Source organism: Corynebacterium ureicelerivorans, from assembly GCF_000747315.1.
Classification (GTDB): domain Bacteria; phylum Actinomycetota; class Actinomycetes; order Mycobacteriales; family Mycobacteriaceae; genus Corynebacterium; species Corynebacterium mucifaciens.
In genome coordinates this window covers 2,271,657-2,279,990 of sequence record NZ_CP009215.1, presented here as the reverse complement: position 1 = coordinate 2,279,990, position 8,334 = coordinate 2,271,657, and the positions used below count along the sequence as shown (strand labels likewise).

11 protein-coding genes are annotated in these 8,334 nt (G+C 65.0%); 7 read left to right on the top strand and 4 right to left on the bottom strand.

The genetic code is table 11. The annotated features are described in order from the left end of the window. Positions 1–687: 687 nt before the first annotated feature. The 7 genes from rpmH to CUREI_RS11105 all read left to right on the top strand — a co-directional run bounded on the left by rpmH (position 688) and on the right by CUREI_RS11105 (position 5,165). Positions 688–825, top strand: a complete 138-nt coding sequence (rpmH, locus tag CUREI_RS11135; protein ID WP_038613548.1) for a 50S ribosomal protein L34 — start codon at positions 688–690, stop codon at positions 823–825. A gap of 14 nt (positions 826–839) precedes the next feature. Next, positions 840–1,196, top strand: coding sequence for a ribonuclease P protein component (gene rnpA / locus CUREI_RS11130; RefSeq protein ID WP_038613546.1), 357 nt, complete (start codon positions 840–842; stop codon positions 1,194–1,196). Beyond that, positions 1,196–1,483: a membrane protein insertion efficiency factor YidD gene (gene yidD / locus CUREI_RS11125; RefSeq protein WP_038613544.1), complete on the top strand. Its 288-nt coding sequence runs from the start codon at positions 1,196–1,198 to the stop codon at positions 1,481–1,483. The genes rnpA and yidD overlap by 1 nt, the downstream gene beginning before the upstream one ends. A gap of 9 nt (positions 1,484–1,492) precedes the next feature. Next, positions 1,493–2,470 carry a membrane protein insertase YidC gene (gene yidC, locus CUREI_RS11120; RefSeq protein WP_038613543.1) on the top strand — a complete coding sequence of 326 codons (978 nt, stop codon included), beginning with the start codon at positions 1,493–1,495 and terminating at the stop codon, positions 2,468–2,470. A gap of 78 nt (positions 2,471–2,548) precedes the next feature. Then, a complete protein-coding gene (gene rsmG, locus CUREI_RS11115; protein ID WP_038613541.1) occupies positions 2,549–3,181 on the top strand; it encodes a 16S rRNA (guanine(527)-N(7))-methyltransferase RsmG in 633 nt (210 codons plus the stop codon). Continuing rightward, complete coding sequence (locus CUREI_RS11110) at positions 3,182–4,120, top strand: ParA family protein (RefSeq protein ID WP_038613539.1); 939 nt, start codon at positions 3,182–3,184, stop codon at positions 4,118–4,120. It begins immediately after the preceding gene. Between the two features lie 4 nt (positions 4,121–4,124). Further along, positions 4,125–5,165 carry a ParB/RepB/Spo0J family partition protein gene (locus CUREI_RS11105; protein ID WP_038613537.1) on the top strand — a complete coding sequence of 347 codons (1,041 nt, stop codon included), beginning with the start codon at positions 4,125–4,127 and terminating at the stop codon, positions 5,163–5,165. Between the two features lie 7 nt (positions 5,166–5,172). Here the strand turns inward: CUREI_RS11105 and CUREI_RS11100 are convergent, their stop codons facing one another. Genes CUREI_RS11100 through CUREI_RS11085 form a run of 4 tightly spaced genes read right to left on the bottom strand, consistent with a single transcriptional unit; the run spans position 5,173 to position 8,299 of the window. Continuing rightward, positions 5,173–6,351: an N-acetylmuramoyl-L-alanine amidase gene (locus tag CUREI_RS11100; RefSeq protein WP_038613535.1), complete on the bottom strand. Its 1,179-nt coding sequence runs from the start codon at positions 6,349–6,351 to the stop codon at positions 5,173–5,175. A gap of 44 nt (positions 6,352–6,395) precedes the next feature. After that, a complete protein-coding gene (trxA, locus tag CUREI_RS11095; protein ID WP_038613533.1) occupies positions 6,396–6,719 on the bottom strand; it encodes a thioredoxin in 324 nt (107 codons plus the stop codon). 9 nt (positions 6,720–6,728) lie between these two features. Beyond that, positions 6,729–7,724 (bottom strand): thioredoxin-disulfide reductase, encoded by a 996-nt coding sequence (gene trxB / locus CUREI_RS11090; RefSeq protein WP_084768385.1) that lies wholly within the window; start codon positions 7,722–7,724, stop codon positions 6,729–6,731. Positions 7,725–7,735: 11 nt separating this feature from the next. Further along, positions 7,736–8,299: an RNA polymerase sigma factor gene (locus CUREI_RS11085; protein ID WP_038613532.1), complete on the bottom strand. Its 564-nt coding sequence runs from the start codon at positions 8,297–8,299 to the stop codon at positions 7,736–7,738. Between the last annotated feature and the right edge of the window lie 35 nt (positions 8,300–8,334).

Below are 8,334 nucleotides of genomic sequence, written 5' to 3'. Positions count from 1 at the left end.
AACGCCGCCCGCCCCTGTGGTGGACGCTCACCTGCTGTTCCACAGCGTTATCCACAGCTGTGGATACTGTAGCAGCGCGTGTTTTCCACAAGTTACGCACGGCCTGTGGATAACTGTGCAGATCGAAGAATACCGCCGTAACCTGCGCAAAAGGGGCGCCTAGACGGAAAGTCTCAACAAGAACTTCACAGTTATACACAGCCCCGTGCGGTGTGAGGGTGTGCGATTGTGGTGATTTCTCCATTGTTACCGCTCACGGATAGGGCTGTCGAAACAACGTTGTGAGTGGAAGCTGTGGATAACTCCGTCCGTCGAACAGTTGTCCACTTTCTTACGGCCCTCTCGCAGGGTGCGCCAAGGATTGGTGCGCCAACCTGCGGAAAAACACAAGTATGTAATTACGGGGGCACCCGCGCGTAGGCGCGTGTTGATTTGGCCGGAACGCCGAAACTCGCGTACCCTGAAGTTCGTCTTTACGTCGGTTGCACCGTCGTACATCTGAGAGCACCGCCCCCGCCGGGCACCGGGCCGCCGCAAGGCGAGCTGGCGAAGGCGCTGCACGCGAGCTGCGCTCCGCACAGGAGTGGATCCGCAATCTCAACGCAACGTTTCAACTTTTGGAACGGCCACTTTCCCGGGAGGCTTTCGCGAGCCGCTGGCTGTTCACGACCCCTGAAGGAGTCCACCGTGTCCAAGCGGACTTACCAGCCGAACAACCGTCGCCGCGCTCGCAAGCACGGCTTCCGCGCCCGCATGCAGACCCGTGCAGGCCGCGCCATCGTTTCCGCGCGCCGCAAGAAGGGTCGCGCAAACCTGACCGCATAGTTTCGGTCTCCCGCGTGTTACCCCGCCCGCATAAACTCACCTCGTCCGCAGACTTCAAAACTGCGATGAGGAAGGGTGTGCGCGCGGGGTCTCGCACGTTAATGGTGCATGTGCACTATCGGGAGGACCCCATCATCCAGGGCGGGCCGCGCTTCGGGTTGGTGGTGTCCAAACAAGTGGGCAACGCGGTGACGCGCCATGCCGTGTCGCGCAAGCTGCGTCACACGGTGGTGCAGCGACGCATCGTCGATACGCTGCCGCGCGAATGCGACGTGGTCATCCGCGCGCTCCCGCGATCCGCGGCCGCGACGAGCGACGAGCTTGCCCACGATTTGGAAAAGGCCCTAGAAAAGGTGCAGAAGAAGCGCTGATGGCCTACGTCAACTTCGCCGGCGGGGAGATCCCGCCAGCCTGGGGTCCGGCCGCAAAAGCGCTGGTGGGGCTGGTTCGCGGTTACCAAAAGTACCTCTCACCCCTTAAGATGGGCGGGACGTGCCGTTTTATGCCAGTATGCAGTGCGTATGCGCTTGAAGCCGTGTCCCGGCACGGTGCGGTGCGCGGCGGCGCAATGGCCGCGGCCAGGCTGTGCAAGTGCGGGCCCTGGCACCCCGGCGGGTACGACCCGGTGCCGGGCAGCATTGGAATGAGTGAGGAGTAACACCGAGACGTGCTGAATTTCATTTATTGGCCGATTTCCTGGGTGCTGAGGTTCTGGCACGAGGTCATCGGCTTCGCCGTTCCCAAGGACACAGGCATCTCCTGGATTCTTGCCATTGTCCTATTGACCTGCACGGTGCGCCTGCTGCTGCTGAAGCCGATGGTGAACCAGATGCGCTCCACGCGCAAGATGCAGGAGATGCAGCCGCGGATGCAGGAGATCCGCGAGAAGTACAAGGGTGACCAACAAAAGATCGCGGAAGAGACGCAGAAGCTCTACCGCGAGATGGGCACCAACCCGCTTGCGTCCTGCATCGTGCCGCTGGTGCAGATGCCCATCTTCATCGGCCTGCTCCACGTGCTGCGCTCCTTCAACCGCACCGGTACCGGCGGCGCCGGTTTGGGCATGTCCGTGGAAGAAAACCGCAACACCGCCAACTATGCCTTCCCGGCGGAGGACGTGCGGTCCTTCCTCGATGCGGACTTCTTCGGTGTGCCGCTGTCGGCGTACATGAAGATGCCGCAAGAGGCCTTCGCGGCGTTCGGCACCGCGGACCTCACCCGAGCGAAGATCATCGCCGTATGCGCCCCGCTGGTCATCCTGTGTGCCGCGTTCACGCACCTGAACGCGCGCATCATGATCAACCGTCAGGAAGCCCGCAAGGCCGCCGGTAAGGGCCCGAAACCGCAGGGCGAAATGGCCGAAATGATGCAGTCGCAGATGGGCATGATGAACAAGCTCATGCTGTGGTTCTTCCCCGTCATGATTCTTGCCACCGGCGTGATCTGGCACATCGGCCTGCTGTTCTACATGCTCACCAACAACGTGTGGACGTTCTTCCAGTCCATGTGGCTGAACAACAAGATGGACGCCGAGGAGGCCGCCGAGGAGGCCCGCAAGGTGGAGCTCAAGCGCACCACCGCCCCCGCCCCGGGTGTCCGCACCAAGGATCACCGCACAAAGAAGCAGCGGAAGCAAGGTAAGTAGCGCGAGCTTATCGACGTTTCGTCCCGGCCCAACGTGGCCGGGATTTTTCATGTCGGCGGGCCGACTACAGTGTTGTGCATGTCGGACACCACCCCTGCAGCCGCAGCCGAAGTCTTTGGAGAACGCCTCCCGCTCGCCGAGGCCTACCACCGCTCGTTGGCCACCACGGCCGCCGAGCGCGGCTTCATCGGACCGAAAGAGGTGGACCGCCTGTGGGAGCGGCACATCCTTAACTGCGCGGTGATTGCGGAGGCGTTCGAGCCCGGGCTAAAGGTGGCGGACATTGGTTCCGGCGCGGGTCTTCCCGGTATCCCGTTGGCCATCGCGCGGCCGGACCTGTCCATCACGTTGATCGAGCCGCTGTTGAAGCGCTCTACGTACCTCGGGGAGGTGATTGCCGAGCTCGGTCTGGACAACGTGACGGTTGTGCGCGGGCGCGCCGAGGAGCAGCCCAAGGCGGCGTTCGACGCCGTCACCTCCCGCGCCGTCGCCCCGCTAGGTAAACTCGCCGGGTTGTCCATTCCGCTGCTGCAGGGCGGCGGGTACATGATCGCGATGAAGGGCGAGTCCGTGGCCGAGGAGCTCGAGCGCGACCAGAAAGAGATAGCCAAGGCCGGCGGCGTGGACGCAGAAATCCTCACGGTCGGCGCTTCGGCCCTGGAGCAGCCGACCACGTTGATTCGCATCCAGCGGAAGAAGAAGGGGGCGTAGATGGACAACTTCGACGAGACTCCTGTGATGGAGGCGGCGAGGCGCGCGGCGCGTGTGACGTCGAGACGCGAGACGCTGCCCAAGCCTGACCAGCCGCGCGTGATCACCGTGGCCAATCAAAAGGGCGGCGTGGGCAAGACCACCACCAGCGTGAACCTGGCCGCGTCTCTCAGCCGCCAGGGCCTGAAGGTGCTGGTGATCGACTTGGACCCGCAGGGCAACGCCTCGACTGCGCTCAGTGCGGAGCACACCTCCGGCACCACCTCCAGCTACGAGGTACTCATCGGCGAGGCTAACGCCTCCGACGCCGTGCAGCCGCACCCGAGTAACCCGAATCTGTTCTGCATTCCGGCCACCATCGACCTGGCCGGCGCGGAGATTGAGCTCGTCTCCATGGTGCGGCGCGAGTACCGCCTGCACGACCAGATCCGCCGTGGCTTTCTCGACGAGCACGGCTTCGACTACGTGTTCATCGACTGCCCGCCGTCGCTTGGGCTTCTCACCATCAACGCGATGACCGCGGTGGACGAGGTGCTCATCCCCATCCAGTGCGAGTACTACGCGCTGGAGGGCGTGGGCCAGCTGCTGGGCAACATCGGCATGATCCGCGAGCACCTGAACAACAGCCTGCACATCTCCGCGATCGTGCTCACCATGTACGACGCGCGCACGAAACTCGCGTCCGAGGTAGCCGACGAGGTCCGCGGCCAGTTCGGCCAAGTGGTGCTGAACAACGTGATCCCGCGCTCCGTGAAAGTTTCAGAGGCGCCCGGTTACGGTCAGACCGTCATCGACTACGACCCGGGCTCACGCGGAGCCCTGGCGTACTTCGACGCCGCGCGCGAGCTGGCCCACCGCGGCGATTACCAGCCCCACCCCAGCACCGGCCCAATCGGCGTGAGCCCGGAGGTTTACGCGCAGCTCGACGAAGAGGAGTAACACCATGGCAGAACGCAAAGGCGGCCTCGGCCGCGGACTGGCGGCGCTCATCCCTTCGGCGCCCGCCGACATCGACAACAACGGCAAGACCCCGGCCATCGGCGTGGGCGCCTCCGACGTCATCTTTGGCAAGCAGGCACCCAAGCCTACCGACGCACCGAAGGGCGCCCCCAAGAAGGTCCAGGGCGCTCCGACGGTGTCCGCCAAGCGCGACAAGGTGATCCAGCCCGTGCCGGTGGGCGCGCGTTACCAGGAAATCCCCATCGGGCAGATCATCCCGAACCCGAAGCAGCCGCGCCAGGTCTTCGACGAGGACGAACTGGCCGAGCTGGTGCACTCCATCCGCGAGTTTGGGTTGCTCCAGCCCATCGTGGTGCGCGACACCAAGGAGGGCTTCGAGCTCATCATGGGCGAGCGCCGCTGGCGCGCGTCTTCCAAAGCTGGCCTGAAGCACATCCCCGCCATCGTCCGCGAGACCTCCGACGAGGACATGCTGCGCGACGCGTTGCTGGAAAACATCCACCGCGTCCAGCTCAACCCGCTCGAAGAGGCCGCCGCGTACCAGCAGCTACTTGACGAGTTCGGCGTGACCCAGGAGCAGCTCGCCGACAAACTGGGCCGCTCGCGCCCCGTGATCACCAACGCGATCCGCCTGCTCAACCTGCCCGTCGGCGTGCAGCGCCGGGTCGCCGCCGGTGTGCTTTCCGCGGGCCACGCCCGTGCGCTTTTGGGTATCAAGCTCGGCGACGACACCGCCGACGCCCAAGCCCAGCTCGCCGACCGCATTGTCGCCGAGGGGCTTTCAGTGCGTGCGACAGAAGAGGCCGTCTCCCTGATCAACTCGAACGGCACGATGCCCGACAAGCCGAAGCGCCAGCCCGTCCCTCAGCCGGAGTATCTCACCCAGGCTGCCGACTCGCTCGCGGACGCTTGGGACACGAAGGTGTCGGTGACTATGGGCAAGCGCAAGGGCAAGATCGTTGTCGAGTTCGGCGACAAGGACGACTTCGAGCGCATCATGGGGCTCATCCAGGGCACCGACTAGGGCCGCTCTAGGCGTGCTCCTCTTCGCGCAGCAGCTCCTTGAAGGAGTAGGTGCCGGTGGGGCGGGTGTCGTGATCGAGCAGGTAAAGGCGCTTCACGGCGACCACCACGGCCTCGGCGATCGCGTCGCGCTCGTGCGGGTCGGTCAGCACGGCTACGTCGCCCGGGTTGGTCAGGTAGCCCGCCACCAGCTCCACAGACGGCATCCTGGTCATGCGCAGCATTTCCCAGGTGCGGGCGTGGTTACGGCAGTTCTGCAGCTGGGTGCGGGCGGCGATCTCGCGCTGGATGTAGCCGGAAAGGGTTTCTCCGGTCAGCGAGGAACTGCCGTGCTCCGAGCCGAAGTAGAAGGTGGCTGCGCCGTTGGCCTTCTCGTTGGGGTAGGAATCCAGGCGCAGGGAAATGAGCAGGTCGGCCTTGAAACCGTTGGCGAGGTCAGCGCGCTCCTTGGTGGAAGGGTTGTCCCCGCGGGGCCGGGAAATAATCGTCTCCATGCCTGCGGCGACCATGCGCCCCTCGATGCGCTGCGCCAGGTCCCAGAGGATCTCCTCTTCGGTGATCTGGCCGTATGGCCCGTCCACCACCAGGCCGCGGTCGCTGCCGCCGAGGTCAGGGTCGATCACTACGCGCTTGCCGGCGAGGTTCGGGCCCGCCTGGCGCACGGATTCGCGCTCGCGGATTGCCTGCGCGGACCCGCCTGTGATGCGGCGGCCCAGCAGAGAAAGGGCGTGCAGGGTGTCGGGCCCGCATGTGCCGTCGTCATCGAGGCCGGAGTTGAGCTGGTAGTTCATCAGCGCCTCGTAGGTGTACGGCCCGAAACGGCCGTCCACCCGGTGCGGGTAGAACCCCAGCTCGTGCAGTTGGGACTGCAGCTGGGCAACGTCGTCGCCGACCATCTCCTGGCCCGGCTGGTAACTCAGCACGCGGGCGCCGAGGGTGTAGGACGCCTCGCGCAGTTCCCGCAGCGTCGAGTCATCGATGGCGCCGGTGGGCATGATCCCGCGCGACTGCTGGAAGGCTTTGACGGCTTCGCACAGGATGTCGTCGAAAAGCATCTCGCTCTCGGAGAAGCGGCGGGTAGTGTCGATGTCGCCCTCGTAGCCGTCGAGGAGCCCGAGGCGTGCAAGGGACATCCGGGCCTCGGCAACACGGGTGCTGGAGTCGCCAACGTGCAACATCTCTCGCATGCGGGCCTTTCTGGTTCAGACGGACAGAAGCAGTATACGCGCTGTTAAAGCTGCGCCTGGATCTTGGAGACGATGTCGGACTTCGGGCGAAGGCCGACAAACTCATCGACCTTCTTGCCGTCCTTGAACAGGAGGACGGTGGGGATGGACATGACCTGGAACATGGCGCCGAGCGCGCGCTCGTTGTCCACGTTGACCTTCGCCACCTTCACCTGACCGTCCATGTCCTGGGCGACCTCGTCCAACAGTGGGGACAGCTTGCGGCAGGGGCCGCACCACTCCGCCCAGAAGTCCACGAGCACCGGGATATCCGCCTCGATGACCTCGTCTTTAAAGGTTGCCTGGGTCACATCAACTGGTGCGCTCATGCGGACAGTCTACAGCGCCGCGAGGTAGTGCTGCGCGTCCAGCGCTGCCCGGCACCCGGCGCCGGCGGCGGTGATGGCCTGCTGGTAGGTCTTGTCCACCAAGTCGCCGCAGGCGAAGACGCCAGCCACATTGGTGCTTGTCGACGGCTCCGCCACCTCCACATACCCCTGCTCGTCCACGGCGACCTGGCCCTCCAGGAACCCGGAACGCGGGTCGTGGCCGATGGCGACAAACAGCGCCGTGGCATCGAGCACCGACTTTTCGCCGGTAGCCACGTTGAGGATGTTCAGGCCGCCGACCTTGCCGTCGGCCTCCACCACGGACTCGACGATGGTGTCGGTGAGGAACTCGATCTTCTCGTTCTCTCGCGCGCGCTCAAGCATGATGCGGGAGGCGCGGAAGTTCTCGGAGCGGTGAATCAGGGTCACCTTGGAGCCGAACTTGGTGAGGAAGGTGGCCTCCTCCATTGCGGAATCGCCACCGCCGACGACGGCGATGTGCTGGTCCTTGAAGAAGAAGCCGTCGCAGGTCGCGCAGGTGGACACGCCGCGGCCGGTGAGTTCCGCCTCGCCGGGGATACCCAGGTGGCGGGGTGCGGCGCCGGTGGCCAGGATGACGGCCTTGGCGCGGAATTCCGCGCCGTCCACGTATACCTTCTTCACGTCGCCGGAAAAGTCGACGCTCTCCACCAGCTCCTGGCGCAGGTCCGCGCCGAACTTCTCGGCCTGGGCGCGCATGTTGGCCATGAGGTCCGGCCCCATGATGCCGTCCTCGAAACCGGGGAAGTTCTCCACCTCGGTGGTGTTCATCAGCTCGCCGCCGTACTCGTAGCCCTCAAATACGAGGGGCTTGAGCTCGGCGCGGGCGGCGTACAGGGCGGCGGTGTATCCGGAGGGGCCGGAACCGACGATGATGAGGTCGTGGACCTTGTCAGTGCCGGCGGCGGCAGGTGCAGCCGCCGCTTCGGTTTTGGGGGTGACAAAGTTGAAGCCGGGGGAAGTCATGGTTGCAGATCTTAGCGCGCCGGAGCGCCCTCCCCTATTGCCGCAGCGACGGCCTCCCGGGCCCGGTAGCGGCGCGACTTCACGGTGCCCGGCCGCACCCCAAGCTCCGCGGCGGCGTCGCCCACGCTCATCCCCGCGACGTCGATAAGCCACAGTGCCTTGCGCTGCGCCGTGGGCAGGACCGCAAGCGCTTGGCGCATCGCCATGGTGCGCTCCATGCTCTCCATGGGGTTGTAGGCGAGGTACTTGTTTGCGTCGATGTCCACTGCTGCGTCGTCGTCCAGGCTGTACTTCGCGCCTGCGCGGTCGTCCTTACGCTGGTGGTCGATCGCCGCGTTGATGGTCATGCGGTGCAGCCAGGTGGAAAGCTTCGCGTCCCCGCGGTAGGTGTGCAGGCTACGCGCCGCCTTGAACAGGGCGTCTTGGACGATGTCCTGGGCATCCTGCTCGTTGCGCGCGTAGCTGCGGGCCACGAGGTGCATGCGTTGGCGGTGGCGCCGCACGATGATTTTGAAGGCGTGCCGGTCCCCGCCTACGTAGTCAGCCACCAGCTGCCGGTCGTTTCTGTAGTCCATGGTCCCCCCGAAAAGTTGTCTCCCCCACTATGGCC